Annotated in this window: 27 protein-coding genes; 14 read left to right on the forward strand and 13 right to left on the reverse strand. The window is 64.0% G+C overall.

Annotation, left to right across the window (positions count from 1 at the left end):
* Positions 1-49 precede the first annotated feature (49 nt).
* Together ACFPQ5_RS19445 and ACFPQ5_RS19450 are read left to right on the forward strand one after the other, a co-directional pair.
* Complete coding sequence (locus ACFPQ5_RS19445) at positions 50-2,107, forward strand: S9 family peptidase (RefSeq protein WP_379759597.1); 2,058 nt, start codon at positions 50-52, stop codon at positions 2,105-2,107.
* 144 nt (positions 2,108-2,251) lie between these two features.
* Entirely contained in the window at positions 2,252-2,962 is a 711-nt protein-coding gene (locus ACFPQ5_RS19450) for a flagellar brake protein (RefSeq protein ID WP_379759600.1), read from the forward strand.
* A 54-nt stretch (positions 2,963-3,016) separates the two neighbouring features.
* Here the strand turns inward: ACFPQ5_RS19450 and ACFPQ5_RS19455 are convergent, their stop codons facing one another.
* The 9 genes from ACFPQ5_RS19455 to recA form a co-directional block, all read right to left on the reverse strand.
* Entirely contained in the window at positions 3,017-3,472 is a 456-nt protein-coding gene (locus ACFPQ5_RS19455; protein ID WP_379759603.1) for a pilin, read from the reverse strand.
* A gap of 124 nt (positions 3,473-3,596) precedes the next feature.
* Positions 3,597-4,031, reverse strand: a complete 435-nt coding sequence (locus ACFPQ5_RS19460; protein ID WP_379759606.1) for a pilin — start codon at positions 4,029-4,031, stop codon at positions 3,597-3,599.
* A gap of 291 nt (positions 4,032-4,322) precedes the next feature.
* Positions 4,323-4,778, reverse strand: a complete 456-nt coding sequence (locus ACFPQ5_RS19465) for a pilin (protein WP_379759609.1) — start codon at positions 4,776-4,778, stop codon at positions 4,323-4,325.
* Positions 4,779-5,066: 288 nt separating this feature from the next.
* The gene (gene sucD, locus ACFPQ5_RS19470) at positions 5,067-5,948 is read right to left on the reverse strand and encodes a succinate--CoA ligase subunit alpha (protein WP_136220964.1); all 882 of its coding nucleotides are present in this window, start codon (positions 5,946-5,948) and stop codon (positions 5,067-5,069) included.
* A 15-nt stretch (positions 5,949-5,963) separates the two neighbouring features.
* Complete coding sequence (sucC, locus tag ACFPQ5_RS19475) at positions 5,964-7,133, reverse strand: ADP-forming succinate--CoA ligase subunit beta (protein WP_379759612.1); 1,170 nt, start codon at positions 7,131-7,133, stop codon at positions 5,964-5,966.
* A gap of 62 nt (positions 7,134-7,195) precedes the next feature.
* Positions 7,196-7,759, reverse strand: coding sequence for a DUF2889 domain-containing protein (locus ACFPQ5_RS19480; RefSeq protein WP_379760165.1), 564 nt, complete (start codon positions 7,757-7,759; stop codon positions 7,196-7,198).
* Positions 7,760-8,003: 244 nt separating this feature from the next.
* Positions 8,004-8,363: a hypothetical protein gene (locus tag ACFPQ5_RS19485; RefSeq protein WP_379759615.1), complete on the reverse strand. Its 360-nt coding sequence runs from the start codon at positions 8,361-8,363 to the stop codon at positions 8,004-8,006.
* Between the two features lie 165 nt (positions 8,364-8,528).
* Positions 8,529-8,987: a recombination regulator RecX gene (recX, locus tag ACFPQ5_RS19490; protein ID WP_379760167.1), complete on the reverse strand. Its 459-nt coding sequence runs from the start codon at positions 8,985-8,987 to the stop codon at positions 8,529-8,531.
* 58 nt (positions 8,988-9,045) lie between these two features.
* Complete coding sequence (recA, locus tag ACFPQ5_RS19495; RefSeq protein ID WP_379759618.1) at positions 9,046-10,140, reverse strand: recombinase RecA; 1,095 nt, start codon at positions 10,138-10,140, stop codon at positions 9,046-9,048.
* 189 nt (positions 10,141-10,329) lie between these two features.
* Between recA and ACFPQ5_RS19500 the strand changes: the two genes are divergently transcribed.
* The 5 genes from ACFPQ5_RS19500 (at position 10,330) to ACFPQ5_RS19520 (ending at position 16,377) form a co-directional block, all read left to right on the forward strand.
* Positions 10,330-11,052, forward strand: coding sequence for a response regulator transcription factor (locus ACFPQ5_RS19500; RefSeq protein ID WP_379759621.1), 723 nt, complete (start codon positions 10,330-10,332; stop codon positions 11,050-11,052).
* On the forward strand, positions 11,049-12,584 hold the full coding sequence (locus ACFPQ5_RS19505) for a sensor histidine kinase (RefSeq protein WP_379759624.1): 1,536 nt from the start codon (positions 11,049-11,051) through the stop codon (positions 12,582-12,584). The genes ACFPQ5_RS19500 and ACFPQ5_RS19505 overlap by 4 nt, the downstream gene beginning before the upstream one ends.
* The gene (locus tag ACFPQ5_RS19510) at positions 12,574-12,888 is read left to right on the forward strand and encodes a DUF4212 domain-containing protein (RefSeq protein WP_379759627.1); all 315 of its coding nucleotides are present in this window, start codon (positions 12,574-12,576) and stop codon (positions 12,886-12,888) included. Before ACFPQ5_RS19505 ends, ACFPQ5_RS19510 begins: the two co-directional genes overlap by 11 nt.
* Positions 12,885-14,933 carry a sodium:solute symporter family protein gene (locus tag ACFPQ5_RS19515; protein ID WP_379759630.1) on the forward strand — a complete coding sequence of 683 codons (2,049 nt, stop codon included), beginning with the start codon at positions 12,885-12,887 and terminating at the stop codon, positions 14,931-14,933. The genes ACFPQ5_RS19510 and ACFPQ5_RS19515 overlap by 4 nt, the downstream gene beginning before the upstream one ends.
* 220 nt (positions 14,934-15,153) lie before the next feature.
* Positions 15,154-16,377: a 6-phosphofructokinase gene (locus tag ACFPQ5_RS19520; RefSeq protein ID WP_379759633.1), complete on the forward strand. Its 1,224-nt coding sequence runs from the start codon at positions 15,154-15,156 to the stop codon at positions 16,375-16,377.
* 9 nt (positions 16,378-16,386) lie between these two features.
* On the opposite strand, the gene ACFPQ5_RS19525 is transcribed toward ACFPQ5_RS19520, so the two are convergent.
* Positions 16,387-16,821, reverse strand: coding sequence for a YegJ family protein (locus ACFPQ5_RS19525; RefSeq protein WP_379759636.1), 435 nt, complete (start codon positions 16,819-16,821; stop codon positions 16,387-16,389).
* Positions 16,822-17,011: 190 nt separating this feature from the next.
* Positions 17,012-18,055, reverse strand: a complete 1,044-nt coding sequence (purM, locus tag ACFPQ5_RS19530; RefSeq protein ID WP_379759639.1) for a phosphoribosylformylglycinamidine cyclo-ligase — start codon at positions 18,053-18,055, stop codon at positions 17,012-17,014.
* Between the two features lie 284 nt (positions 18,056-18,339).
* Between purM and hda the strand changes: the two genes are divergently transcribed.
* From hda to thpR, 7 genes are all read left to right on the forward strand, one after another.
* Positions 18,340-19,032, forward strand: a complete 693-nt coding sequence (hda, locus tag ACFPQ5_RS19535; RefSeq protein ID WP_379759642.1) for a DnaA regulatory inactivator Hda — start codon at positions 18,340-18,342, stop codon at positions 19,030-19,032.
* Positions 19,029-19,700 carry an HAD family hydrolase gene (locus ACFPQ5_RS19540; protein WP_379759645.1) on the forward strand — a complete coding sequence of 224 codons (672 nt, stop codon included), beginning with the start codon at positions 19,029-19,031 and terminating at the stop codon, positions 19,698-19,700. Before hda ends, ACFPQ5_RS19540 begins: the two co-directional genes overlap by 4 nt.
* Positions 19,693-21,081 (forward strand): polynucleotide adenylyltransferase PcnB, encoded by a 1,389-nt coding sequence (gene pcnB / locus ACFPQ5_RS19545; RefSeq protein ID WP_379759648.1) that lies wholly within the window; start codon positions 19,693-19,695, stop codon positions 21,079-21,081. Before ACFPQ5_RS19540 ends, pcnB begins: the two co-directional genes overlap by 8 nt.
* The gene (folK, locus tag ACFPQ5_RS19550; RefSeq protein WP_379759651.1) at positions 21,078-21,551 is read left to right on the forward strand and encodes a 2-amino-4-hydroxy-6-hydroxymethyldihydropteridine diphosphokinase; all 474 of its coding nucleotides are present in this window, start codon (positions 21,078-21,080) and stop codon (positions 21,549-21,551) included. The genes pcnB and folK overlap by 4 nt, the downstream gene beginning before the upstream one ends.
* A 1-nt stretch (position 21,552) precedes the next feature.
* Positions 21,553-21,900, forward strand: a complete 348-nt coding sequence (locus ACFPQ5_RS19555) for a DMT family protein (RefSeq protein WP_136220979.1) — start codon at positions 21,553-21,555, stop codon at positions 21,898-21,900.
* A 78-nt stretch (positions 21,901-21,978) separates the two neighbouring features.
* Positions 21,979-22,836, forward strand: a complete 858-nt coding sequence (gene panB / locus ACFPQ5_RS19560; protein ID WP_379759655.1) for a 3-methyl-2-oxobutanoate hydroxymethyltransferase — start codon at positions 21,979-21,981, stop codon at positions 22,834-22,836.
* 10 nt (positions 22,837-22,846) lie between these two features.
* Positions 22,847-23,359 (forward strand): RNA 2',3'-cyclic phosphodiesterase, encoded by a 513-nt coding sequence (thpR, locus tag ACFPQ5_RS19565; protein ID WP_379759660.1) that lies wholly within the window; start codon positions 22,847-22,849, stop codon positions 23,357-23,359.
* A gap of 121 nt (positions 23,360-23,480) precedes the next feature.
* Here thpR and ACFPQ5_RS19570 read toward each other — a convergent pair whose 3' ends face one another.
* Positions 23,481-24,830 (reverse strand): glutamine synthetase family protein, encoded by a 1,350-nt coding sequence (locus ACFPQ5_RS19570; protein WP_379759663.1) that lies wholly within the window; start codon positions 24,828-24,830, stop codon positions 23,481-23,483.
* 67 nt (positions 24,831-24,897) lie between these two features.
* Positions 24,898-26,385 (reverse strand): aldehyde dehydrogenase, encoded by a 1,488-nt coding sequence (locus ACFPQ5_RS19575; RefSeq protein ID WP_379759666.1) that lies wholly within the window; start codon positions 26,383-26,385, stop codon positions 24,898-24,900.
* Between the last annotated feature and the right edge of the window lie 61 nt (positions 26,386-26,446).

Raw genomic sequence — 26,446 nt, forward strand, 5'->3', positions numbered from 1 at the left:
TTGCGCCGGCTTTGCCGCGCAGGACCGATCGACGTTCGAAGAGGATGCAATGAATTTACGCTTGCTCGTACTGGCGGCGGCCGTGGCCGCCTCCAGCGCCACCGCCACTGCGGCCCCGCGCGGCTTCACCGTGGAAGACCTGGTCAACCTGGAACGGGTCGGCAGCCCGGCGGTATCGCCCGACGCCGGCCGCGTCGTCTACACCGTGCGCCGCACCGATCTCGGCAAGAACCGCGGCCACACGAGCCTGTGGATCGCCGACCTGCGCGCCGGCAGCGCGCCGAAAGCGCTGGTCGATCACGACAGCAGCAGCCTTGATCCGGAATGGTCGCCCTCGGGTGACGCCGTGTATTTCCTGTCCACCCGCTCGGGCAGTTCCCAGGTCTGGCGCCAGGGCGCCAACGGCGGCGAACCGGTGCAAGTGACGAACCTGCCGCTCGACGTCGACAATTTCCGCGTTTCTCCGACGGGCGAGCGCATCGCCTTCAGCCTGGCCGTGTTCCGCGATTGCGCGGACCTGGCCTGCACCAGGGACCGCATGGACGCGCAGGCGAAGAATAAGGCGAGCGGCCGCGTGTACGACCGTCTGTTCGTGCGCCACTGGGACACCTGGGCCGACGGCCGCAATGCCGTGCTGTTCTCGGCGCCGCTGGACGCCAACGGCCGCGTGAGCGCCGCCCCGGTCAGCCTGTCGGGCTCGCTCGACGGCGACGTGCCCTCGAAACCCTTCGGCGACCGCGAGGAATACCGCTTCAGCCCGGACGGCAAGACGGTCGTGTTCTCGGCGCGCATTGCCGGCAAAACGGAGGCCTGGTCGACCAACTTCGACCTGTACAGCGTGCCGGCCGCAGGCAATGCCGCGCCACGCAACCTGACGAGCGACAATCCCGCCTGGGACACCAAGGGCGTGTTCTCGCCCGACGGCCGCACCCTCGCCTACCTGGCGATGGCGCGTCCCGGCTTCGAAGCCGACCGTTTCCAGATCATGCTGATGGATGTCGCCAGCGGCAAGAAACGCAAGCTCGCCGACAGCTGGGACCGCTCCGCCGGCGCCCTGCAGTGGAGTGCGGACGGCAAGACGCTGGTGGTCGATGCCGAAGATGTCGGCCAGCACCGCCTGTTCGCGATCGACGTCGCCAGCGGCAAGGTGGCCCCGCTGACGGGCAAGGGCTCGATCGGCGGCTTCGACATGCGCCGCGACACCATCGCCTATACCCAGGCGACGCTGTCCTCGCCGGCCCAGCTGTATGCGTCCACATTGCGCGGCGCCACGCCGAAACAGCTGACCAACAACAACGCCGACAAGCTGGCGGACGTGCGCTTCGGCGAATACGAGCAGTTTTCGTTTGCCGGCGCAAATGGCGACACCGTCCACGGCTACGTGATGAAGCCGTGGAACGCCCAGCCCGGCGTGAAATACCCGATCGCCTTCCTGGTGCATGGCGGCCCGCAGGGCAGCTTCGGCAACGCCTGGAGCTATCGCTGGAATCCGCAGGTGTATGCCGGCGCCGGTTATGCGGCCGTCTTCATCGACTTTCATGGTTCGACCGGCTATGGCCAGAAGTTCACCGACGCGATCAGCGGGGATTGGGGCGGCGCGCCGCTGGTCGACCTGCAAAGGGGCCTGGATGCGGCCGTGAAGAAATTTACCTGGCTGGACCGCGGCCGTAGCTGCGCACTGGGCGCCTCCTATGGCGGTTACATGATGAACTGGATCGAGGGTAACTGGTCCGACGGCTTCAAGTGCATCGTCAACCACGACGGCGTGTTCGACACGCGCGGCATGGCTTATTCGACCGAAGAGCAATGGTTCACCGACTGGGAAAACGGCGGCGCCTATTTCGCCGTGCCCGAGCAGCACGAGCGCTTCAATCCGGTCCACCACGTGAACAAGTGGAAGACGCCGATGCTCGTGATCCAGGGCGACCTCGACTTCCGCATCCCGACCGCCCAGGGCCTGTCCACCTTCACGGCCCTGCAGCGCAAGGGCATCGAAAGCAAGCTGCTCGTGTTCCCGGACGAAAACCACTGGGTGCTGAAGCCGGCCAATTCGCTGCTCTGGCACCACACGGTGATCGGCTGGCTCGACCAGCACCTGAAGCAATGATTTTGGCAATTTGACCCGAAATCGACCCGCCGCATGGCGGGTTTTTTTACGACAAACGTCAAATTAATTGCTTTTGGTTATCTAATGGAATGGTATGATTCTGCCCTTGCCAGACCAAAGGCTTTTACTTCAAGTACCTACTGCATGCACGTCGGACAGGCGAACGAGCTCAAACCCCAGGATGTCGACTTCGAGACCATGAATCTCCAGGTCGGCACGCGCCTGCAGCTCATCACCCATCGCCGCGTCAAGCCGGTCCAGCACTTCTCGAGCCTGATCGGCTACGTCAAGGATGAGTACATCATCCTCAAGATCCCGATGGAAAGCGGCGCGCCGATCGCACTGGCCGAGGGCGAGCGCCTGACGATCCGCGTGTTCTCGGGCATCAAGGTCTGTTCCTTCGCCTGCACCGTCGAGCGCGTGTTCGCGCGGCCCCTGTACTATGTCCACGTTTCCTTTCCGACCTCGGTGCAGGGCACCAGCCTGCGCACGGCAATGCGGGTCAAGGTCGACCTGCCCGCGCAGATCCACGGCAGCGGCACCCACAACAAACCGCTGGCCTGCACGATCCTGAATTTGTCGGTGAGCGGCGCCCTGGTGGTGTCTCCGAACCGCCTGCCGGCTGACGAAGAGCAGATCACGCTGCAGTTCTCGCTGAAGGCGCCGCCGGACGACCAGGAAGTGCGGGTGTCGACGCGCGCGGCGATCCGCAACGTCAACGTCGCCAAGGCGGCCGACGACAGCGACCTGTACACTTACGGCCTGCAATTCATCGACCTCGATCCGGGGCACTACACCCTGCTGCAGAACATGACCTATGAGGCGCTGCTGGCCGACCGGCAGAAGATCGTCTGAGGCGCGTCGCCTGCAATGCAAGACCCCGCTGCGGCGGGGTTTTTTATTGGTGGATCAGCCGGCCTTGCCCTTGCAGACCGCTTCGGGGCCGATCTGCTTTTGCGGAACGGTCGGCGCGCTGCAGCTCCAGACGCCGCTATCCTTGTCGCGCGTGAGGGTGATGGTCTGGTCCTTGACGCTGGCGGGACCGGCCACGATCTGGCAAGTCAGGCTGGCGGCCTCGGTGTTGGCGGCCGCGCCGAACTTGCAGTTGGCGGTGGGCTTGTCGGCGGCGGCCAGGCCGATGTCTTGCGGCCCTGCGACGGTCTCGCCATCGTTGAGGCGGGTATCGACACCGACCTTGCCGGCGGCGACTTCGGCCAGGGCCACGCCGAACTTCGATTTCGCCATGTAGTCCTGGTAGGCGGGAATCGCGATCGTCACCAGGATTCCGATGATGGCGACGACGATCATCAGTTCGACCAGGGTAAAGCCTGCTTCTTTCTTCCTCACAAGGTTCGTGCGTGTCACGGTAATTCTCCGGTGGTTGAAGAGTCCGCAACGATAACCGTGAGCGCCAGAGCACGATTGAGGAGACGCAGCCAAAAACAAAAACCCCGCCGAAGCGGGGTTCTTGAGTCAGGCAAGGCCGGTATTACGAAGCTTTGCAGACGCCTTCCGGGCCAATCAGTTTCTGGGCGACATTTGCGCCGCAGGTCCAGGCGCCGCTGGTGGCGTCACGGGTCAGGGTGATGGTCTTCTCTTTCACGCTGGCAGGACCGGCGACGATCTTGCAGGTCAGGGTGGTGGCGCTGGCGCCGAAGGTGCAGTTCGCGGTCGGCTTGTCAGCAGCGGCCAGGCCTGCGTCTTCCGGCGCGGCAATGGTTTCGCCGTCGTTCAGCTTGGCATCGAAACCGACTTTACCGGCCGACACTTCAGCCAGGGCAGCGCCGAACTTCGACTTGGCGGTGTAGTCCTGGTAAGCAGGGATGGCGACAGCAGCCAGGATGCCGATGATCGCGACGACGATCATCAGTTCGATCAGGGTGAAACCCGCTTGGGCCTTCTTAACAATTTTCATCGATTTCATGGTGTTACTCCGGTCAGGTAGAGAGGGGGTGTCTGTTGCGTTGCTTGGTGCCACGCTTTCTCTATTGCAAGCCGCGTGCCAGCCTGATTTCGCCCCTGTTCAATAATTACCCAACAATAAAAGTGACAAAAGCCGTCGCTGGACAGCTTTTGGGGTGACAAGTTTTGTCGGCTGCTGCCAATTTATGCCAGATGGGTGAACATTTTTGCATGGTCGAGCACGAGCGTTTTGCGTAGCCGACAAAACAAAAACCCCGCCGTAGCGGGGTCTTGGTGGATGCAAGTTCAGCTATTAGCCGGCGGTCTTGCCGGTGCAGATGCCGGTCGCGCCGATGAGCTTTTGCGGCACGGTAGTGGCAGCGCAGGTCCAGGCGCCGGTGGTTGCGTCGCGGCTCAGGGTGATGACCTGGTCTTTCACGCTTGCCGGACCGGCGACGATCTTGCAGCTCAGGCCGGTAGCAGGAGCGGCAGCAACGTCGAATTCGCAGTTGGCGGTCTTGTCGGCTTTCTTGTTCAGGCCAGCCTGTTCAGGTGCGGTGACGGTGTCGCCGTCGTTCAGACGCGAATCGTAGCCCACTTTACCAGCCGACACTTCAGCCAGTGCGGCGCCAAACTTCGACTTGGCGGTGTAGTCCTGGTAGGCGGGGATCGCGACAGCAGCCAGGATGCCGATGATGGCGACAACGATCATCAGTTCGATCAGGGTGAAGCCGGCTTGGGTCTTCTTAACAATTTTCATCGATTTCATGGAGTTCTCCGGGTAGGTATTGGGTTGTCTGTTTTGGTAGTGCTTCGTGCCACGTTCTCTATATTGCAAGCGCCGTGCCAGCCCATTTCCGCATGGAATCGATAATTCGATGACAATAAAAGCGACAAAAGATGTCATTACAGCTAGTTGGTATGACAAATTTTGTCACTCAGTGTGCAATTTCTGTCTGACAACAATTCAGCTGACGAAAATTGTTGTGCCGGTCTATGCACCAATAAAAAAGGGAAGCCCGCAGGCTTCCCTCTTCAGAACAAGAACTGTCCGGTATTACAGCATGGCCTTCAGCAGGCGTGCCATTTCCGATGGGTTCTTGGTGGCTTTGATGCCGCACTCTTCCATGATGTCCAGCTTGGCTTGCGCGGTGTCGGCGCCGCCCGAGATCAGCGCGCCGGCGTGGCCCATGCGCTTGCCCGGAGGAGCGGTGACACCGGCGATGAAGCCCACGACCGGCTTCTTCATGTTGTCCTTGACCCAACGTGCTGCGTTGGCTTCGTCAGGACCGCCGATTTCGCCGATCATGATGACCGCGTCGGTATCAGGATCGTCGTTGAACATCTTCATCACGTCGATGTGCTTCAGACCGTTGATCGGGTCGCCGCCGATGCCGACTGCCGACGATTGGCCCAGACCCAGTGCGGTCAGCTGGCCGACTGCTTCATAGGTCAGGGTGCCCGAGCGCGAGACGACGCCGATGCGGCCCTTGCGGTGGATGTGACCCGGCATGATGCCGATCTTGATTTCGTCCGGGGTGATCAGGCCTGGGCAGTTCGGGCCCAGCAGCAGGGTCTTCGAGCCGGCCTTGGCCATGCGGTCCTTCAGGGCCATCATGTCACGGACAGGGATGCCTTCGGTGATGCAGATTGCCAGGTCCAGGTCGGCTTCGACGGCTTCCCAGATCGCGGCGGCGGCGCCTGCCGGCGGCACGTAGATGACCGACACGGTCGCGCCGGTAGCGGCTTTCGCTTCGGTGACGTTGGCGTAGATTGGAATGCCTTCGAAGTCTTCGCCGGCTTTCTTCGGGTTCACGCCTGCGACGAAGGCAGCCTTGCCGTTCGCGTAGTCGCGGCACATACGGGTATGGAACTGACCGGTCTTGCCGGTGATACCCTGGGTGATGACTTTAGTATCTTTGTTGATCAGGATCGACATTTTTTATTCCTTGAATTAGGCGTTACCAGCTGCAGCGGCGACGACGGCCTTGGCTGCATCTTCCATCGTATCGGCGGCGATGATCGGCAGACCGGAGTCGGCCAGCATCTTCTTGCCCAGGTCTTCGTTGGTGCCCTTCATGCGCACGACCAGCGGCACTTGCAGCGACACGGCCTTCGATGCGGTGATCACGCCTTCGGCGATGACGTCGCAACGCATGATGCCGCCGAAGATGTTGACCAGGATGGCTTTCAGGCCTGGGTTCTTCAGCATGATCTTGAATGCTTCGGTGACTTTCTCAGCCGTCGCACCGCCGCCCACGTCCAGGAAGTTGGCCGGCTCGCCGCCGAACAGCTTGATGGTGTCCATGGTGGCCATGGCCAGGCCGGCGCCGTTCACCAGGCAGCCGATGTTGCCGTCGAGCGAGATGTAGGCCAGGTCGAACTTCGATGCTTCGACTTCGGCTGGATCTTCTTCGTCCAGGTCGCGGTAAGCCATGATTTCCGGCTGGCGGAACAGGGCGTTGGCGTCGAAGTTGAACTTGGCGTCGAGGGCGATGACCTTACCGTTGCCGGTCAGGATCAGCGGGTTGATTTCGGCCAGCGACGAATCGGTTTCCCAGTAAGCCTGGTACAGGCCTTTCAGGTTCTGGCGGGCTTCGGCCAGCGATTCGGCAGGGATGCCGATCTTGGTCGCGATGTCGTCCGCTTCAGCATCGGTCAGGCCGACCGACGGGTCGATCGCGATCGAGTGGATTTTTTCAGGGTTCGAGTGAGCGACTTCCTCGATGTCCATGCCGCCTTCCGATGAGGCCATCAGCACGACCTTCTGGGTCACGCGGTCGGTGACCATCGAGACGTACAGTTCCTTCTTGATGTCGGCGCCTTCTTCGATCAGCAGGCGGCGCACCTTCTGGCCTTCCGGGCCGGTCTGGTGGGTCACGAGCTGCATGCCCATGATCTGGTTCGCGTATTCGCGCACTTGCTCGATCGACTTGGCAACCTTCACGCCGCCGCCTTTGCCACGGCCGCCAGCATGGATCTGGGCCTTGACCACCCAGACCGGGCCGCCCAGCTCTTCAGCTGCCTTGACGGCCTCGTCGACCGACATGCACGGAATGCCGCGCGGAACCGTCACTCCGAACTTTCGGAGGATTTCTTTGCCCTGATACTCATGGATTTTCATGCTGGCTTCCCTTCTTCTGTTACTGATTTAGATAGGTTAATTGAAGTACTTCGACATCGGTCTCAACCCTGTACGGCCTTGATTACCCAGCGCGGGTAATACTTTGCCACAGCGGGGCCGTCGGCGCGCAGCGCGTGGCAGCGGTCGATTTCATACGGACGCACAGCTTCGCCCGGTGGCGTGGCGCTGCGTGTCTCGAATGCGTCATCGGCGAAGGCCTGGATTGCCGCGGTGGGCAAAACCTGCGCCAGTTCGGTCAGGTGGGTGCAGCCGAGCACGCCCGAGAGGCGGTCTTTCAGGTGCAACCGAAAATGTTTGGCGAGCGACAGGCCGATCAGCTTTTTATAGGCGGGGCCGATGGTGTCGCAGTAACCGGGATAGGGCACCGAATCGGACGCGGCTTCGGCGTCGACGATCTCGAGGTCACGGTTGATGGTGATGCGCAGGCTGAGGTCATGCACGGCGGTGCCGGCCGGACGGGTACCGGAAGCCAGTTCGATGTCGCGTGCCTTGATGTCGCGAATGCGCGCGTCAAGATCCCACAGGCCATCGTCGCGCGCGTACGCTTCGACCGTAATGGCGCGTGTATGCCGCAGGGAACGCGGGGCGGGAGAGGACAAAGGCATAAAAACCGTGCCGACGGAGCGGCAATTAAATGTATGCAGCCGGTGTGCAAAGTGCACGTCACCGCAGCTTCTGCGGCGACAACCGCTCATGCGGCGCTGCTTAAACCGTGAAAGTTTAGCACAGGCCGGGGCCAGTTGCACTGCAACATGAGGGCAGAAAGCGTGCGCGGGGACGCGTCGGCGGGAAAGGTGGCAAGCTTGCCAATATTGATCTTGGGTAGCCGCGCTGCATGAAAGCCGACGGTCAGGCCTCGCCGTCCTTGGTAAAGCAGAGCGATCCCGCGGCGTCGATGCAGATGCCGCCGGCGCTGTCGAATTTCACGGGCCACAGGGCGCGCGCCGGCTCGGGCTGCTCGCCGCGCCAGGCCAGGCCGTGGAACGTAGCGTCGGCTTTGTCGCTGCGCGCCTCGTCCCAGCGGCCGCGGATTTCCTCGGTCATGCTGTCCGGGCCATCGATCTGGAGCACGTAGTCGCCGCTGGCCCGCACCTCGAGCACCATCGTTTTTTCCGCCGTACCGAGCCGGTAGATGCCGATCGGCTCAGCCGGCTGACGGCCGCAGGCGGCAAGAACGAACAGGGAGACGAGGAGACAAGTCGTTTTCATGATGACAACTTTCTGGACAAACAAAAACCAGCGTGCAGCGTCATCCGGGGTTGAGGAATATGCGGGCGCATATCGCCGGATGGCGCTCCACGCTGGCGCCTGGGAATAGATGATTAGCTAAGAGAGCCGCGGACAGTCGCGACAGCGGTGACGATCTAGAGCACCTTAAAACTCGTCGTCCTCGGGTGCACCCTTCAGGGCCACACGCACGGCACTGCTGGAAAAGCCGCGTGCCATCAAAAAACGCATCTGCTTGCTGCGCTCGGCCGCGTCTTGCGCGACGGTGCCGAATTTACGTTGCCAGACCTCGAGCGCACGCGCGGTCTCGCTCTCGGCGAGATTGGACTTCAGTTCAGCCAGCGCTTCGCCATTGACGCCGTGGCTTTGCAGCTCGGCCATGACACGGCTGTTACCGTAGCGCCCAGCCTTTCGATGAATCAGCGATTCGGCAAAGCGTTCCTGCGACAGCCAGTTGTTCTTCTCGAGAAAATCGAGGAGGGCGTCGATGTCGTCGCCCTCCTCCGCATGACGCGCCAGCTTGCGCTTGAGCTCGAGCCGGCTGTGCTCCCTCATGGAGAGGAAGCGCAGGGCACGTGCTTTCAGGCTCAGGACTGGTTGGCGCATCGCGGTGCAGCACATCGGATGGGATCGAGCATCGGACTGACACCCGATCCCGCCCCGATTACTCCGAAACAGCCTTCAGCTTCGGCGCCTTCTCTTCGCCTGCGCCGGCAGCTGCATCGGCTGCCACTGGCGGCAGTTCGCGCACGCCAAGGGCGGCACGGACCTTGTTCTCGATTTCGCGCGCCAGAGCCGGGCGGTCTTTCAGGAACAGGCGGGCGTTGTCCTTGCCCTGGCCGATACGTTCGCCGTTATAGCTGTACCAGGAACCGGACTTCTCCACGATCTTGTTGTCGGCGCCCAGATCGAGGATTTCGCCTTCGCGCGAGGTGCCTTCTCCGTACAGGATGTCGAAGTGGGCTTCGCGGAACGGAGGCGCGATCTTGTTCTTGACGACCTTGACCTTGGTTTCGTTACCGATCACCTCGTCGCCCGACTTGATCGAACCGGTACGGCGGATGTCCATGCGCACGGAGGCGTAGAACTTCAGCGCGTTACCGCCGGTCGTGGTTTCCGGGCTGCCGAACATGACGCCGATCTTCATACGGATCTGGTTGATGAAGATGACCAGGGTGTTCGTACGGTTGATCGAGGCGGTCAGCTTGCGCAGTGCCTGCGACATCAGACGTGCCTGCAGACCTGGCAGCGAATCGCCCATGTCGCCTTCGATTTCGGCGCGCGGGGTCAGTGCCGCCACCGAGTCGATGACCACCAGGTCGACCGAACCCGAACGCACCAGGGCGTCGGTGATTTCGAGCGCCTGTTCGCCGGTGTCCGGCTGCGAGATCAGCAGCTCGTCGAGCTTGATGCCCAGCTTTTGCGCATAGGTGACGTCGAGCGCGTGCTCGGCATCGATGAAGGCGCAGGTGCCGCCCAGCTTTTGCATCTGTGCGATGGTCTGCAGGGTCAGCGTGGTTTTACCCGACGATTCCGGACCGTAGATTTCCACGATACGGCCGCGCGGCAAGCCGCCAACGCCGAGGGCGATGTCCAGGCCCAGCGAACCGGTCGAGACGGTCTGCACTTCTTCGACCGGCATGTTGGCGTCCATGCGCATGACCGAACCCTTGCCAAACTGCTTCTCAATCTGCGCGAGGGCGGCGGCCAGTGCCTTGCCTTTTTCGGAGGCGTTGATTGCTACTTTTTTGTCGTCCATAATTTTCTCTCAGTCTTGGAGGTACCAAGGTGTGGGTACCCTCACGCTTTTCAAGGTCACTACTGTATAAAAATCCAGTGGTTTTGGCAAGCGAGATTTTGCTCGAACGTTGCAGAAGACTCGCATTGTTGCGCCAAATCAAACACAATGCGAGTAGAGGGAATATCTAATCGTTAAGAGGGTGATCTTATGCGAATTTTGCTTGCCGAAGATGATAGCGTACTCGCCGACGGACTGACGCGTTCGCTGCGCCAGTCCGGCTATGCGATCGACGACGTGCGTAACGGCCAGGACGCCGACACCGCCCTCTCGACCCAGGAATTCGACCTCCTGATCCTCGACCTCGGGCTACCTAAAATGTCGGGCCTGGAAGTGCTGCGCCGCCTGCGCGCGCGCTCTTCCCTGCTGCCGGTGCTGATCCTGACCGCGGCCGACTCGGTCGAGCAGCGCGTCGAAGGACTCGACCTGGGCGCCGACGACTACATGGCCAAGCCCTTCGCCCTGTCGGAACTCGAGGCGCGGGTGCGCGCGCTGACCCGGCGCGGCGCCGGCGGCGGCCCGACCGTGATCCGCCACGGCCCGCTGGTCTACGACCAGGTCGGGCGCAGCGCCTACATCAACGAGCAGATGCTCGATCTGTCGGCGCGCGAACTGGGCCTGCTGGAAATCCTGCTGGCCCGTACCGGACGCCTGGTCTCGAAGGAGCAGCTGGTCGACCACCTGTGCGAATGGGGCGAGGAGGTCTCGAACAACGCCATCGAAGTCTACGTGCACCGCCTGCGCAAGAAGATCGAGGTCGGCGGCGTGCGCATCGCCACCGTGCGCGGCCTCGGCTATTGCCTCGAAAAATATTCCGACGCCCGCGCAGTGACCGGCGGCGCCGGGGCCGACGCGAGCACCGAATCGAAGTGAACGAACGCGATGCGGGCTTGACGGACGTGGCAGCCGCGCTGCCCGAGCCGCTCTACGTCCCGCCGAATCCGGAACCGGAAGAAAACATCCAGCACTCGCTGTTCGGCGAGATCCTCGACTGGATGCTGGCGCCCCTGCTGCTGCTGTGGCCGATGAGTATCGCGATCACTTACCTGGTCGCGAAATCGATCGCCAATCAACCCTTCGATCATGCGCTGGAAGACCGGGTCACGGTGCTGGCCCAGCAGGTGCGCGAGGAGAACGGAGTCATTAACACCCGCCTGCCGAACAGCGCGCGCGACATCCTGCGCGCGGACGACATCGACAGCGTGTATTTCCAGGTGGTGGACGCGGCCGGCCGCCATGTCGACGGCGACCGCGAGCTGCCGCGCCCGCGCGACGATGAGGCCGACAAGGATGGCGCCGTGTACTTTCGCAATGCCGCGCTGCACGGCAATCCGCTGCGCATCGCTTACCTGTACATCAACCTCGATCCGCTGGCGCCGCCCGACAGCAACTCGCCCGCCTTCCCCCGTAAAGCCCTGGTGCAGGTGGCCGAGACCCTGGACAAGCGCGCCCTGCTCGCCAACGAAATCATCAAGGGCGTGATCCTGCCCCAGTTCATCATCCTGCCGATCATCCTGGCCCTGGTCTGGTTCGCCCTCTCGCGTGGGCTGTCTCCCCTTGCGGAACTGCAGGAACGCATCCGCGCCCGCTCTTCCGACGACCTCTCTCCCATCGATTCCCGTCAGGTGCCCGAAGAAATTTCTCCGCTGGTCGGCTCGCTCAACGAGATGCTGGGCCGCCTCTCCCAGACCATCGACATGCAGAAGCGTTTCATCGCCGACGCCGCGCACCAGATGAAGACGCCGCTGGCGGGCATGCGCATGCAGTCGGAACTGGCCCTGCGCCAGCTCGATCCCGACGAGATCCACCGCTCGCTCGAACAATTGGCGAAGAGCTCGGAATCGGCCACGCGCCTGGTGAACCAGCTATTAGCCCTGGCGCGCGCCGAAAACCAGCCGCATGCCGGCCTCGCCTTCGAGGAGCTCGACCTCGCCAGCCTGGCGCGCGGCGTCGTGCAGGACTGGGTGCAGGCCTCGTTCGCCCACAACATCGACCTCGGCTACGAGGCCCAGGACGAGGACGTGATCATCGCCGGCAACGCCCTGATGCTGCGCGAGCTGCTGTCGAACCTGATCGACAACGCCCTGCGCTACACCCCGGCCGGCGGCAGCGTCACCGTACGCGTGCGGCGCGACGGAGACGTTGCCCTGCTCGAAGTCGAGGATACCGGGCCGGGCATCGCCCCGCACGAGCGCGCCCACGTGTTCGAGCGCTTCTACCGCATCCTCGGCTCGAGCGCGAGCGGCAGCGGCCTGGGCCTGGCCATCGTGCGCGAGATCGCCGGCCAGCACGGCGCCGAGGTCGACATCTTCAATAATCCGCGCAGCCATTCGGCCAAATTCCCCGGCAGCCTGTTCCGGCTGACCTTCCCGCCACCTGTCGACGACACCCTCGATGCCACCTGAAACCGCGCCACCGATTGAGCCCGACCTGGAGCGCCAGCGCCGCCTGCTGGCCGCCCGCGCCGTCCACTGGCGCCGCACGCGCCGCCTGACCTTCGTGCTGATGGCCTTGTGGCTGGCGACCGGTTTCTGCACCGTGTTTTTCGCGCGCGAACTGTCCAGGGTGACGATCTTCGGCTGGCCCCTGTCCTTCTACATGGCGGCGCAGGGCGCCTCGCTCGTCTGCCTGGCGATCATCGGCGTCTACGCCTGGCGCATGCGCCGCTACGACCGCGACCTGGCGCGCACCATGGGGCCGACCGAATGAGCCGCCAGAAGCGCTACTTCCGCCGCCTCTCCGGCTACTACGCCTGGTTCTGCGTCTGCTTCGCCGGTTTCCTGCTGGCCCTGACGGTGCTGGAAAACGAAGGCATGCCGCGCCTGTGGATCGGCCACCTGTTCATGTTCGCCACGATCGTGCTGTACGCGACGATCGGCGTCGTCAGCCGCACCTCGAACGTCACCGAATACTATGTCGCCGGACGCCGCGTGCCGGCCCTGTTCAACGGCATGGCCACCGCCGCCGACTGGATCTCGGCGGCCAGCTTCATCAGCCTGGCGGGCGGCCTGTATTTGTCCGGCTTCGACGCCCTCGCCTACATCATGGGCTGGACCGGCGGCTATTGCCTGGTCGCGCTATTGATCGCCCCTTACCTGCGCAAGTTTGCCCAGTACACGATCCCCGACTACCTGGCAGTGCGCTACGGCGGCGGCGCGGGCGGACGCGGCGGGCCGGTGCGGGCGCTGGCCGTGGGCGCCACCATCATCGTCTCCTTTGTCTACGTGGTGGCGCAGATCTACGCCGTCGGCCTGATCGCCTCGCGTTTCACGGGGGTCGATTTCTCGGTCGGCATCTTCCTGGGACTGGCCAGCATCCTGGTCTGCTCGTTTTTGGGCGGCATGCGCGGCATCACCTGGACGCAGGTGGCGCAGTACATCATCATCCTGGTCGCCTTCCTGATCCCGACCATGTGGCTGTCGGCCAAGCATGCCGACAATCCCTTGCCGCAGGTGGCTTATGGATCGGTGCTGCCGAAGCTGGCCCAGCGCGAAGCGCAGCTGGCGCTCGATCCGCGCGAGCACGAGGTGCGCGCCCGCTTCCAGAAGGAGGCCGACGCCTACAAGGAACGCCTGGCCGCCCTGCCCGCCTCCTGGGAGCAAGGCAAGGTCGAGGCGCAGCGCCGGCTCGACACGGCGCGCCTGCGCAACCTGTCGCTGGCCGACGTGCGCAGCGCCGAGCGGGCGCTGGCCGCCTACCCGAAGACGGCGGAGGATGCCGACGCCCTGTGGCGCGAACAGAGAGCGCGCCTGCTCGCCCGCGCCCAGCCGCCGCAACCGCATGCCGCGCCCTTCGCCGGCGCGACCGAGGCGGAATCGAATGCGCGCCGCAATAATTTCCTGGCCCTCGTGTTCTGCCTGATGTTCGGTACCGCGGCCTTACCCCACATCCTGATGCGCTCCTACACCACGCCCTCGGTGCACGAGACCCGGGTCTCGGTGTTCTGGACCCTGTTCTTCATCCTGCTGATCTACCTGAGCATCCCGGCGCTGGCCGTGCTGGCCAAATACGACATCTATACGAGCCTGGTCGGCAGCGATTTTTCTTCCCTGCCGACCTGGATTTCCTACTGGGCGAATATCGACAAGGTGAATCCGCTGATCCAGGTGGTCGACATCAACGGCGACGGCCTGGTGCAGCTGGCGGAAATCGCGATCGACGGCGACGTGCTGGTGCTGGCCACACCCGAAATCGGCGGCCTGCCCTACGTGATCTCGGGGCTGGTGGCGGCCGGCGGCCTGGCGGCGGCCCTGTCCACCGCCGACGGCCTGCTGCTGGCGATCTCGAACGCGCTCTCGCACGACATCTATTACAAGATCGTCGATCCCGGCGCCTCGACCCAGAAGCGGGTGACGATCTCGAAACTCCTGCTGCTGGCCGTCGCCTTCATCGCCGCCTATGCCGCCTCGCAAAAGCCGGCCGACATTCTGTCGCTGGTCGGCGCCGCGTTCTCGCTGGCGGCATCCGCCCTGTTCCCGCCGCTGGTGCTGGGCGTGTTCTGGAAGCGCGCGAACCACGCCGGGGCGATCGCCGGCATGGTGGGGGGCTTCCTGGTCTGCCTGTACTACATGATCCGCGTGCATCCGATGCTGGGCGGGCGCATGGATGCGGCCTGGTTCGACATCGCGCCGATGTCGGCCGGGATCTTCGGGGTGCCGGCGGGGATGCTGGCGGTGGTGCTTGCCAGTTTGCTGACGGCGCCGCCGGCGCGGGGGAGCGATGCCTTGGTCGACTATATTCGGGCGCCGGAGTAGCGAGAAAGCGACTTTATCCGGACCGTATGGCCGCGCTCGCGGACCGGTGATATTCTGGATTGTCGTAGGGTGGAGTCCCGACTCCACGCGGTGATACGTAGCTGCAAGGTCATCGCGCACGAAAGCGGAGCCGATACGTATCACGCGTGGAGTCGGGACTCCGATGAAGCCGTAGTCGAGGCCATTGGCCTCGACTACCCCTAATAATCACGGAGGTTCCATGTCATCCGGCAAAATCCTCGTCGCACAAGGCGGCGGCCCGACCGCCGTCATCAACCAGTCGATGGTCGGCGTGACCCTGGAGGCGCGGCGCTTTCGCAACGTCAACCGCATCTACGGCGCATTGCACGGGGTACGCGGCATCGTCAACGAAGACTTCCTCGACCTGACCCAGGAAACCAGCCACAACCTGGAGCTGGTGGCGGCCACGCCTTCCTCCGCGCTGGGCTCGACCCGCGACAAGCCGGACATGGCCTATTGCCAGCGCATCTTCGAGGTCCTGCGCGCGCACGAGATCGAACATTTCTTTTACATCGGCGGCAACGATTCGGCCGACACGGTGCGCATCGTCAGCGAGGAAGCGCGCGCGGCCGGCTACCCGCTGCGCAGCATCCACATCCCGAAAACCATCGACAACGACCTGGTCGGCAACGACCACACGCCCGGCTTTCCCTCGGCCGCGCGTTTCGTGGCCCAGGCCTTTGCCGGTGCCAATCTCGACAATGCCGCCTTGCCCGGCGTCTACGTCGGCGTCGTCATGGGCCGCCACGCGGGTTTTTTGACGGCGGCCTCGGCACTGGGCAAAAAGTTCCCGGACGATGGCCCGCACCTGATCTACCTGCCCGAACGCGTGTTCGAGCTGGAGCGCTTCCTGGCCGACGTAAAGGCGACTTACCAACGCTACGGACGCTGCGTGATCGCCGTCTCCGAAGGCGTGCACGACGCCGCCGGCGAGCCGATCGTGACCTTGCTGGCCAAGGAAATCGAAAAGGATGCGCACGGCAACGTGCAGCTGTCCGGTACCGGCGCGCTGGCCGACCTGCTGTGCGAGGAGATCAAATCGAAACTCGGCATCAAGCGCGTGCGCGGCGACACCTTCGGCTACCTGCAGCGCTCCTTCATCGGCTGCGTGTCCGACGTCGACCAGCGCGAGGCGCGCGAGGTCGGCGAAAAGGCGGTGCAGTTCGCCATGTGGGGCGACCGCGACGGCTCGGTCGTGATCCGCCGTACCGGCTTTTATTCGGTCGACTACGAGCTGCTGCCGCTGGACCAGGTCGCGGGCAAGACGCGCACCATGGAAGACGCCTTCATCAGCGACAGCGGCACCGACGTGACGGATGCCTTCCGCCTCTACCTGCGCCCGCTGCTGGGCTCGGGCATGCCGGATGCTTTCCGGCTGCGCGGGGCGCGCGTGCCGAAAGTGCTGCATCCGGACCGGAGCTGAGCGCAGTTCTCAGCAGTCGAACCCGAACTCGCGCCGGTAGCGGTCTGCCTCGGCCTGCGGCACCTTCTTCATCATGACGCAAACCGTGAAACTGCCCACCTGCCTTCCGTTGCGTACGTAGCCCCAGTCGGAAATGCGTGCACGCTTGAACTGGACAACTTGTCCCAGTTTCACGTTCTTGACGATCTGGGGCGTGTTGGCGATCACGCCCATGAAGCCGCCGCGCACGATCTTGAAGGGGCTGACCCAGAAATGCTCGGCTCCGTTGGCGTCAGTGATCTCCACCTTCAGCTTGTAGCCTTCGGTGCCTGCAGGCGGATTGGCCGCCAGCTCCAGGAAGCCGGGAAGCGTTTGCTGCGCCTGTTTGATCGCCGCCTGCATTGCCTTGTCGCTTGACGCGATATGAACGATACGGTCTTGCACCGGTGCTTCGGCGCGTGTCATCGAGCAGCTTCCGGCAAGCACTGCCAGTGCAAGGCACTTTGAAATGTTCATCCGTCTCCGAAATGGTTGGTATATGGCAACGTGGATCTTAGCCGAATGCATATAGACAAGATAGCAATTTCCCCGACCTTGCTCGCAAAAAAAAGCGCCCCAGTGGGGGCGCCTTGCAGGTTCGATCGCCGAGCTGCCGTTACAGCACCACGGTCTGCGCCTGCCCTTCTTCACGCGTGCGGATCTCGCCGATGCGGTACACGGTCTCGCCGGCCGCCTGCAGTTGGGCCATGGCCGCGTCCGCGTTCTCTTTCGAGACAATGACCGTCATGCCGATACCGCAGTTGAACACGCGGTGCATTTCGGCATCGGCCACGCCGCCGTGCTGCTGCAGCCACTGGAACAGCGGCGGCATCGTCCACGACTTGCCGTCGAGCACGGCCGTGAGATTGTCCTGCAGCACGCGCGGGATGTTTTCGACCAGGCCGCCGCCGGTGATGTGGACCAGGCCCTTCACTTCCATCGAGGCCATCAGCGCCAGCAGCGGTTTGACGTAGAGGCGGGTCGGCGCCATCAGCACGTCGGACAATTTACGGCCGTGGAAATCCGCTTCCAGGTCGGGTTTCGCCACCTGGATGATCTTGCGCACCAGCGAGTAGCCGTTCGAGTGGATGCCCGAGGAAGCCAGGCCCAGCACGACGTCGCCCGGGGTAATCTTGCTGCCGTCGATGATCTGCGACTTTTCGACCGCGCCAACGGCGAAGCCGGCCAGGTCGTATTCGCCGTCCGGGTACATGCCCGGCATTTCGGCGGTCTCGCCGCCGAGCAGGGCGCAGCCGGACTGTTCGCAGCCCTGGGCGATGCCCTTGACGACCGCGGTCGCCGTCGCCACGTCCAGCTTGCCGCAGGCAAAATAGTCGAGGAAGAACAGCGGCTCGGCGCCCTGCACCAGGATGTCGTTGACGCTCATGGCGACCAGGTCGATGCCGACCGTGTCGTGGCGGTTCAGTTCGAAAGCCAGTTTCAGCTTGGTGCCGACGCCGTCGGTACCCGAGACCAGCACCGGTTCCTTGTACTTCTTGCTGATCTCGAACAGTCCGCCGAAACCACCGATCCCGCCGAGCACGCCTTCCCGCATGGTGCGCTTGGCAAACGGCTTGATCGCTTCGACCAGGGCGTCGCCGGCGTCGATATCGACACCGGCGTCGCGGTAGGAGAGAGAAACATTAGATGGTTGGCTCATGGTATTTGGCAGCGGAGGCGGTAAAATAGAAGGCGAAGACCTGATTCCAGTCAATCCGCTATTTTAACAAAACGGCCCGGCCTACCCCTGCCAAACCGAGATAACAACAAAAACATGCCATCTTTCCCGCCCCCCGGAGCCCACCCAGCCTGCCCTCGCGCCGGCGCTCCCGGAGGCACTGGCGCAGGCGCCTGCCGCCCCGCGCACCCCGGTCTTGCCCTTGTCTGCGCGACAGCTTTTATAATGCCGCATGCGTATGACACTTCCAGGATGAAACGAACGCCATGAAACAGCTGGTGCTCGATCTAGGCGCCGAGCCGGCGCACAGCCTCGATACCTTCCAGGTCGGGGAAAATGCCGAGCTGGCGCACCTGATGCACCAGTTCGCGCAGCGTGCATCGCGCGAGCATTTCGCCTACCTGTGGGGAGATACCGGCGCCGGCAAGACCCACCTGCTGCAAGCCCTGGCCGCCACCCCGAACTCGCGCTACATCGCCGCCGATGCGCCGGGCAGCGACTTCGTGTATTCGCCGGAGGTGTCGCTGTACCTGCTCGACGACTGCGACCGCCTGTCGGCCGCGGCCCAGATCGATGCGTTTGCCCTGTTCAACCAGATCCGCGAGCACGGCGCCTACATGGTTTCGACCGGCCCGGTGCCGCCGGCCGTGCTGCCGGTGCGCGAAGACCTGCGCACGCGCATGGGATGGGGCCTCATTTACCTGATCCACGGCCTGTCGGACGACCAGAAGATCGCCGCGCTGACCCAGGCGGCCGAGGCGCGCGGCCTGACGCTGTCGGCCAGCGTGTTACCCTATTTGCTGTCCCATTTCAAACGCGACATGCGCTCGCTCGCCACGATGCTGGACGCGCTCGACCAGTATTCGCTCGAAACCCAGCGTCCGGTCACGCTGCCCCTGCTGCGCGACCTGCTGCTGTCCCAGCCGGCCGATGCCGCGCAGTCGGAAACCAAAGAATGAACCTTGCCCTGTTTGACCTCGACCATACCCTGCTCCCGATCGATTCGGACTTCGAATGGGGCCAGTTCCTGGTGCGTGTCGGTGCCGTCGATGGCGTTGCTTACCAGCGCCGCAACGAAGAATTTTTCGCCCAGTACCAGCAAGGCGTGCTCGACCCGGTCGAATACCTCGAATTCGCGCTCGGCACCCTGGCCGGCTTCGCACCGGAAGCGCTCGACGAACTGTATGCGCGCTACCTCGAGGAAGTGATCGAACCGGCGATCCGCCCGCCAGCGCGCGCGCTGGTGCAGCGCCACCTGGACGCCGGCGACCTGGTGGCGATCATCACCGCCACCAACCACTACATCACCGCGCCGATCGCCCGCATCTTCGGCGTCGAGCACCATATCGCGGCGATGCCGGAATACGATGCCGACGGCCGCCTGACCGGCAAACTGGCCGGCACCCCGACCTCGGGCCCGGGCAAGGTCGTGCACATGCACGCCTGGCTGGAGGAGCTGGGGCGCCCGTTCGGCAGCTTCGAGCGCTCCTACTTCTACAGCGATTCGCACAACGACATTCCCCTGCTGTCCGTGGTGTCGCATCCGGTCGCCACCAACCCGAGCGCCGCGCTCGCCAGCCATGCACACGCCCAGGGCTGGCCTTTACTCCATCTGTTCAATGATTAAAAAATTCATTCGTAAAATCCTTGGCGTGAAAGACGAGCGCGATCCGACCCAGGCCCACATCCTCGGGCCGGAAGAGCACGGCATCGACCCCAAACTGGTGTCGCCGAACGCGATCCGCCTGACGCAGACCCTGCAGGAAAACGGCTTCAAGGCCTTTGTCGTCGGCGGCGCCGTGCGCGACCTGCTGCTGGGCGTGAAGCCGAAAGACTTCGACATCGCCACCGACGCCACGCCCGAGCAGGTCAAAAAACTGTTCCGCCGCGCCTTCATCATCGGGCGCCGCTTCCAGATCGTGCACGTGATGTTCGGCCAGGAGCTGCTGGAAGTGACGACCTTCCGCGGCGCCGGCAGCGCCAACGCGCCGAAGGACGAGCACGGCCGCGTCCTGCGCGACAATAACTTTGGACCGCAGCACGAGGATGCCGCGCGGCGCGACTTCACCATCAACGCGATGTACTACGATCCGGCCACGCAAACCGTGCTGGACTACCACGGCGGCATCGCCGACATCCGCGAAAAGACCCTGCGCATCATCGGCATGCCGGAAGCACGCTACCGCGAAGACCCGGTGCGCATGCTGCGCGTGGTGCGCTTCGCCGCCAAGCTCGGTTTTACGATCGAGCCGACCACGCGCGCGCCGATTCCCGTGATGGCGCCCTTGATCGACAACGTGCCGGCCGCGCGCGTGTTCGACGAGATGCTGAAGTTGCTGCTATCGGGCCATGCGCTGGCCTGCCTGAAGGAACTGCGTTCGGCAGGCCTGCACCACGGCCTGCTGCCCCTGCTCGACGTCGTGCTGGAGCAGCCGATCGGGATGAAGTTCGTGACCCTGGCCCTCGAATCGACCGACGCGCGCGTAAAAGCCGGCAAGGGGGTGTCGCCGGGCTTCCTGTTCGCTTCGCTGCTGTGGCACCAGGTGCTGGAAAAGTGGACGGCCTACCGGGCCGCAGGCGAGTCGCCGATCCCGGCCCTGCACCTGGCCGCCGACGACGTGCTGGAAACGCAGACGGACAACCTGGCCCTGCAGCGCCGCATCGCTACCGACATGCGTGACATCTGGGCCATGCAGCCGCGCTTCGAGCGCCGCGCTGGTCGCGCCCCGTATAAATTGCTGGAAAATCCGCGCTTCCGCGCCGGCTACGACTTCCTGCTGCTGCGCTGCGAATCCGGCGAGCTGGACAAGGAAATCGGCGAGTGGTGGACCGCCTTCTACGATGCCGAGGCGGGCGAGCGCGAGCGCCTGGTGACCCAGGCGAACCGTCCGGCTCCGAGCGGCGAGAAGAAAAAACGCGCGCCGCGCCGTTCGCGCAACCGCAGCGGCGGCGGCGAAGGCGCCAGCGCTGCCCCAGCCAGTTCCGCCGCGGGCGCGGGCGAGGAATGATCGCCCTGATCGGCATCGGCGCCAACCTGGGCGACGCGCGCGGCAATGTCGCCGACGCCTTGGTGCGATTGAAACGCCAGCCCGGCTGCCGCCTGGTCGCCGCCTCCAGCCTGTGGCGTACGGCGCCGATCGACTCCTCGGGCGACGACTACATCAATGCCGTGGCCCTGCTCGACACCGATCTGGACGCCCACGTGCTGCTGGCGACGCTGCACGCCATCGAGACGGCGCACGGTCGCGAACGGCCCTACCGCAATGCGCCGCGCACGCTGGACCTCGACCTGCTGCTGTATGGCGACGAGGTCATCCACACGCCGGCCCTGACGGTACCCCACCCGCGCATGCACGAGCGCGCGTTCGTGCTGGCGCCGCTGCTGGAAATCGCGCCCGACACCGTGATTCCGGGCCGCGGCCGTGCCGCCGACTTTTTACCGAACGTGGCCGACCAGGCCATCGAAGGCCTCCACTAGCATGCAGATCCCCGTTTTCTTCCAGACCGCGGGCCTGCTCGTGCTGTCGAACATCTTCATGACCTTCGCCTGGTACGGGCACCTGAAAAGCCTGAACAACCGGGCCTGGTACATTGCCGCCCTGATCAGCTGGGGCATCGCCCTGTTCGAATACCTGCTGCAGGTACCGGCCAACCGCATCGGCGCCACGCAATACAGCCTGGCGCAACTGAAGATCATGCAGGAAGCGATCACGCTGACCGTGTTCGTGCCCTTCGCCATGTTCTACATGAACCAGCCGTTCAAGCTGGATTACGTCTGGGCGGCGCTATGCCTGGTCGGGGCCGTGTACTTCATCTTCCGCAGCTAAAAATTGCATCCTTCGGCAGGTTTTTTGCCGCGGGATTACACTACGCCGTCGAATTTATTTGTTTTCAAAAGGATCAGCATGAGCGCTTATTTGCAGGGCAAGGAAATGACGGGCGGCGACACCCCTGCGCCGGCCAAACCGGTGGCGAAAGCCGTCACGATTCCGGCACTGCAGGCAATGCGTGCAGCCGGCAACAAGATCGCCATGCTGACCTGCTACGACGCCAGCTTCGCTTCGCTCATGGACCGCTGCGGCGTCGACATCCTGCTGGTCGGCGACTCGCTCGGCATGGTCTGCGCCGGCCACAACTCGACACTGCCGGTGACCCTGGCCGACATGGTCTACCACACCGCCTCGGTCGCGCGCGGCAACAAGAACGCCCTGCTGGTGGCCGACCTGCCCTTCGGCAGCTACGCCACCAAGGAAATGGCTTTCGAGAGCTCGGCGGCACTGATGCGCGCCGGCGCCCAGATGGTCAAGATCGAGGGCGGCGCCTGGTTGGCCGAGACCGTCTCCTTCCTCGCCGAGCGCGGCATCCCGGTCTGCGCCCACATCGGTTTGACCCCGCAGTTCGTGCACGCGCTGGGCGGCTTCAAGGTGCAGGGCAAGACGGATGAAGGCGCCGAGCGCCTCAAAAACGACGCGCTGGCCCTGCAGGCCGCCGGCGCCGCCATCGTGCTGCTGGAAGCCGTCCCGGCCGCGCTGGGCAAGCAAACCACCGAACTGCTGCAGGTGCCGACCATTGGCATCGGCGCCGGCCCCGACTGCTCGGGCCAGGTACTGGTCATGCACGACATGCTGGGCGTGTTCCCAGGCCATAAGGCGAAGTTCGTGAAGAATTTTATGGAAGGCCAGGCCAGCATCGAGGGTGCCGTGCGCGCCTACGTGTCCGGGGTGAAGGACGGCAGCTTCCCGGCACAGGAGCATTGTTTCTAAAATAGAGACAATGGACGTTCCAAGCACCCGATTGTTTCTAGCGCTGTGGCCGGATCCGGCGATCCGCCACGCCTTGCGCGAGCGGCGCGATGCCTGGGACTGGCCGCGCGGCGCCACGCCGGTGCACACGGATAAACTGCACCTGACCTTGCATTTCCTGGGCGAAGTGCCGAGCGCGCGCGTAGCGGAACTGCAGCGCGGTTTTGTAGTGCCGTTTACGCCGTTCACGCTGTCGATCGGCGTACCGAAACTGTGGCCGCATGGCGTGGCCGTGCTGGAACCGCACGAGCAGCCGCCCGAGCTGCTCGAGCTGCACGCGAACTTGTCTTCGGCCCTGGTCGCGCTCGGCTTGCAGCCCGAAGCGCGCAGCTACAAGCCGCACGTGACGCTGGCGCGGCGTGCGAATCATGCCGTCGTACCGTCCGAGGCCGAGCCGCTGATCTGGAAGATCGATGGCTATGCGCTGGTCGAATCGAAGCCGGGGAATGGTGGCGGTTATACGGTGCTGCAAAACTACCCGTAGGGTGGGCACTCCGTGCCCACGCGGTGCAGCGCCTGCGGACTCGCGGCCACGTTTCAACTGCTCGACCGTGCGTAACGCGTGGACTCGGGAGTCCACCCTACGGTGCGCAACTGCTAGTGGCTTACACTAGCAGCATCAGGTGTTCTCGTTCCCACGAACTGATCACCCGGCTGAAGGTCGCAAATTCCAGTTCTTTCACCTCGCAAAACGCCTGCACGAACAGCTCCCCCAGCATGTTCGACAGCGGCGGGCACTGGCGCATCCTTAAAATCGCGTCTTCCAGGTTGCGCGGCAGGTCGTCGTGGATGTGCTCGGCACTATCGAAGGTCGGCTCGGCCGGCGCGATCCCCTCGATCATGCCGAGGTAGCCGCAGCTGAGCGTGGCCGCCATGGCCAGATAGGGATTCACGTCCACGCCCGGCACGCGGTTCTCGACGCGCCGGTTTTCCGGCGACGAGTTCGGCACGCGGATGCCGCAGGTGCGGTTGTCGTAGCCCCAGCGCACATTGGTCGGCGCCGACTGGAAGCGAGAAAGGCGGCGGTAGGAATTCACGTGCGGCGCGAACATCAATAAGGCCGAGGGCACGTATTTTTCCAGTCCGCCGATGAAATGGAAGAATAGCTGGCTCGGTTCGCCATCGGGCTGCGTAAAAATGTTCCGGCCGCTGGCGGCATCGACCACGCTTTGGTGCACGTGCATGGCGCTGCCCGGTTCGGTTTCCATGGGCTTGGCCATGAAGGTGGCGAAGATGCCGTGGCGTAGCGCCGTCTCGCGCACGGCGCGCTTGAACAGGAAAACGCGGTCGGCCAGCTCCAGCGCGTCGCCGTGAGCGAAATTGATTTCCATTTGCCCGGCACCGGCTTCGTGGATCAGGGTTTCCACGCCCAGGTCGTGGGTTTTACAAAAACTCGAGAGCTCGAGAAAGAAGGGATCGAAATCGTTGACGGCGTCGATCGAATAGGACTGGCGGCCGAGTTCCGTCATGCCGCTGCGGCCCATCGGCGGCATCAGCGGCACGTTCGGGTCGACGTTCCTCGCGACCAGATAAAACTCCATTTCGGGCGCCACCACCGGCTTCCAGCCGCGCGCCGCATACAAATCGAGCACGCGGCGCAAGACGGCGCGCGGCGCCAGCTCGACCGGGGTGCCGTCGAAATTCATGCAGTCGTGGATCACCAGCGCCACCGACTCCGACGCCCAGGGCACGACGCGCATCGTCGCCGCATCGGGCACGCAGACCATGTCCGGGTCGGTCGCGCCGACGTAGGGCAGATTGTTTGGCTGCTCGCCGTTGACGGTATTGAGCAGGACACTCTTCGGCAAGCGCATGTGCTCGCCGTCGAGGAACAGATCCTTCGGCAGGATCTTGCCGCGCGCGATCCCCGTCATGTCGGTGATGACGCACTCGACTTCGTGGATATTGTGCTCGCGCAGGAATTCGCGCATGGCGTCAAGCGGTGCAGCACTCATCTGGACTCCCCGGCGGTTCCGGACCGGCCAATGTAGCACGGCGGCCGGCGCCGGGGCGCCAGCGCTCTTAGCTAACCTGGATCCAGGTGGTCTTCAGTTCCGTGTACTTGTCGAAGGCGTGCAGCGACTTGTCGCGCCCGTTGCCCGACTGTTTATACCCGCCGAAGGGCACGGTGATGTCGTCGTTGTCGTACTGGTTGACGTGGACCGTGCCGGCGCGCAGCTCCCTCGAGGTGCGGATCGCCTTGCCGATATCGCTCGTCCAGACCGCCGCCGCCAGGCCATAGGGCGTGGCATTGGCCTGGCGCACCGCTTCGTCGAGCTCGGTGAACGACAGCACGGAAAGTACCGGACCGAAGATTTCCTCGCGCGCAATGCGCATCGATGCGTCGACGCCGTCGAACAGGGTCGGTTCGATGTACAGCCCGCCACTTTCCACCCGCGCCGCCTTGCCGCCGGCCAGCAGGCGTGCCCCATCCGCCTTGCCCGATTCGATATAGCCGAGCACGGTTTTCATCTGGATCGGGTCGACGATCGCACCCATGACAGTAGCCTCATCGAGCGGGTCGCCGGGCGCGAAGTCCGGGATCATTGTCAGGGCTTTGTCGAGGAAGGCATCCTTGATCGACGCCTCCACGAACAGGCGCGAAGGCGCGTTGCAGCTTTCTCCCTGGTTGAAATAGATCGAGCCGATGGCGGCGCTTACTGCCGCGTCGAGGTCGGGGCAATCGGCGCAGACGATGTTCGCCGACTTGCCGCCCAGTTCCGTCCAGGCGCGCTTCAGGTTCGACTGACCCGCCATCTGCACGATGTCCTTGCCGGTGCGGGTGGAACCGGTAAAGGCGATGCAGTCGACGTCCATGTGCAGCCCGAGCGCGCGGCCCGCTTCCTGGCCGAACCCGGGCAGGACATTGAACACGCCCGGCGGCACGCCCGCCTCCAGCGCCAGCTCGGCCAGCCGCAGCGAACTCAGGGGCGCCTTTTCCGAGGGTTTCAGCACCAGGCTGTTGCCGGTGGCCAGCGCCGGGCCGATCTTCCAGGCCGCCATCAGCATCGGGTAATTCCAGGGGATGATGGCCGCCACCACGCCGACCGGCTCGCGCGTGATCAGGGCCAGGCTGTCCTCGGCGGTGGGCGCGACCTGGTCGTAGACCTTGTCGATCGCCTCGCCGTACCAGCGGATGCAGTTCTGGGCCAGCTGGACGTCGACGCTGCGGCTGTAGCGGATCGGTTTGCCCATGTCGAGGGTTTCCAGCAGCGCCAGCTCGTCGCGGTGTTCGAGCATCAGGTCGGCGAAGCGGACCAGGATCTTCTTGCGCTCGCCCGGCGCCTTGCCGGCCCAGCGCCGGTCTTCGAAGGCGGCGCGGGCACTGGTGACGGCCGCGTCGACGTCAAGCCCGTCGCAGCGCGCCACTTCGGCCAGCTTGCGGCCGTCGACCGGAGAGAGACAATCGAAACGCGCGCCGGAACGGGCGTCCACGCGTTCGCCATCGATGAAAGCGCGGGCGTCGATCCGCAGGGCGGCGGCGCGTTCGTGCCAGGATGTTGTTGGCATGCCAGTGTTCCTTCCTATGACAGTAAAAACACGAGGAAAACGATGCAGACCTCATCCAACG

Origin of the sequence: Massilia suwonensis, assembly GCF_042655665.1 — a bacterium.
GTDB lineage: Bacteria > Pseudomonadota > Gammaproteobacteria > Burkholderiales > Burkholderiaceae_D > Telluria > Telluria suwonensis.

What these genes read in the sequence shown, in the direction of transcription:
- ACFPQ5_RS19445 (WP_379759597.1), top strand. Translation starts at nt 50, where the DNA reads ATGAATTTACGCTTGCTCGTACTGGCGGCGGCCGTGGCCGCCTCCAGC.
- ACFPQ5_RS19450 (WP_379759600.1), top strand. Translation starts at nt 2,252, where the DNA reads ATGCACGTCGGACAGGCGAACGAGCTCAAACCCCAGGATGTCGACTTC.
- ACFPQ5_RS19460 (WP_379759606.1), bottom strand. Translation starts at nt 4,031, where the DNA reads ATGAAATCGATGAAAATTGTTAAGAAGGCCCAAGCGGGTTTCACCCTG.
- ACFPQ5_RS19465 (WP_379759609.1), bottom strand. Translation starts at nt 4,778, where the DNA reads ATGAAATCGATGAAAATTGTTAAGAAGACCCAAGCCGGCTTCACCCTG.
- sucD (WP_136220964.1), bottom strand. Translation starts at nt 5,948, where the DNA reads ATGTCGATCCTGATCAACAAAGATACTAAAGTCATCACCCAGGGTATC.
- sucC (WP_379759612.1), bottom strand. Translation starts at nt 7,133, where the DNA reads ATGAAAATCCATGAGTATCAGGGCAAAGAAATCCTCCGAAAGTTCGGA.
- ACFPQ5_RS19480 (WP_379760165.1), bottom strand. Translation starts at nt 7,759, where the DNA reads ATGCCTTTGTCCTCTCCCGCCCCGCGTTCCCTGCGGCATACACGCGCC.
- ACFPQ5_RS19485 (WP_379759615.1), bottom strand. Translation starts at nt 8,363, where the DNA reads ATGAAAACGACTTGTCTCCTCGTCTCCCTGTTCGTTCTTGCCGCCTGC.
- recX (WP_379760167.1), bottom strand. Translation starts at nt 8,987, where the DNA reads ATGCGCCAACCAGTCCTGAGCCTGAAAGCACGTGCCCTGCGCTTCCTC.
- recA (WP_379759618.1), bottom strand. Translation starts at nt 10,140, where the DNA reads ATGGACGACAAAAAAGTAGCAATCAACGCCTCCGAAAAAGGCAAGGCA.
- ACFPQ5_RS19500 (WP_379759621.1), top strand. Translation starts at nt 10,330, where the DNA reads ATGCGAATTTTGCTTGCCGAAGATGATAGCGTACTCGCCGACGGACTG.
- ACFPQ5_RS19510 (WP_379759627.1), top strand. Translation starts at nt 12,574, where the DNA reads ATGCCACCTGAAACCGCGCCACCGATTGAGCCCGACCTGGAGCGCCAG.
- ACFPQ5_RS19515 (WP_379759630.1), top strand. Translation starts at nt 12,885, where the DNA reads ATGAGCCGCCAGAAGCGCTACTTCCGCCGCCTCTCCGGCTACTACGCC.
- ACFPQ5_RS19520 (WP_379759633.1), top strand. Translation starts at nt 15,154, where the DNA reads ATGTCATCCGGCAAAATCCTCGTCGCACAAGGCGGCGGCCCGACCGCC.
- ACFPQ5_RS19525 (WP_379759636.1), bottom strand. Translation starts at nt 16,821, where the DNA reads ATGACACGCGCCGAAGCACCGGTGCAAGACCGTATCGTTCATATCGCG.
- purM (WP_379759639.1), bottom strand. Translation starts at nt 18,055, where the DNA reads ATGAGCCAACCATCTAATGTTTCTCTCTCCTACCGCGACGCCGGTGTC.
- hda (WP_379759642.1), top strand. Translation starts at nt 18,340, where the DNA reads ATGAAACAGCTGGTGCTCGATCTAGGCGCCGAGCCGGCGCACAGCCTC.
- ACFPQ5_RS19540 (WP_379759645.1), top strand. Translation starts at nt 19,029, where the DNA reads ATGAACCTTGCCCTGTTTGACCTCGACCATACCCTGCTCCCGATCGAT.
- pcnB (WP_379759648.1), top strand. Translation starts at nt 19,693, where the DNA reads ATGATTAAAAAATTCATTCGTAAAATCCTTGGCGTGAAAGACGAGCGC.
- folK (WP_379759651.1), top strand. Translation starts at nt 21,078, where the DNA reads ATGATCGCCCTGATCGGCATCGGCGCCAACCTGGGCGACGCGCGCGGC.
- ACFPQ5_RS19555 (WP_136220979.1), top strand. Translation starts at nt 21,553, where the DNA reads ATGCAGATCCCCGTTTTCTTCCAGACCGCGGGCCTGCTCGTGCTGTCG.
- panB (WP_379759655.1), top strand. Translation starts at nt 21,979, where the DNA reads ATGAGCGCTTATTTGCAGGGCAAGGAAATGACGGGCGGCGACACCCCT.
- thpR (WP_379759660.1), top strand. Translation starts at nt 22,847, where the DNA reads ATGGACGTTCCAAGCACCCGATTGTTTCTAGCGCTGTGGCCGGATCCG.
- ACFPQ5_RS19570 (WP_379759663.1), bottom strand. Translation starts at nt 24,830, where the DNA reads ATGAGTGCTGCACCGCTTGACGCCATGCGCGAATTCCTGCGCGAGCAC.
- ACFPQ5_RS19575 (WP_379759666.1), bottom strand. Translation starts at nt 26,385, where the DNA reads ATGCCAACAACATCCTGGCACGAACGCGCCGCCGCCCTGCGGATCGAC.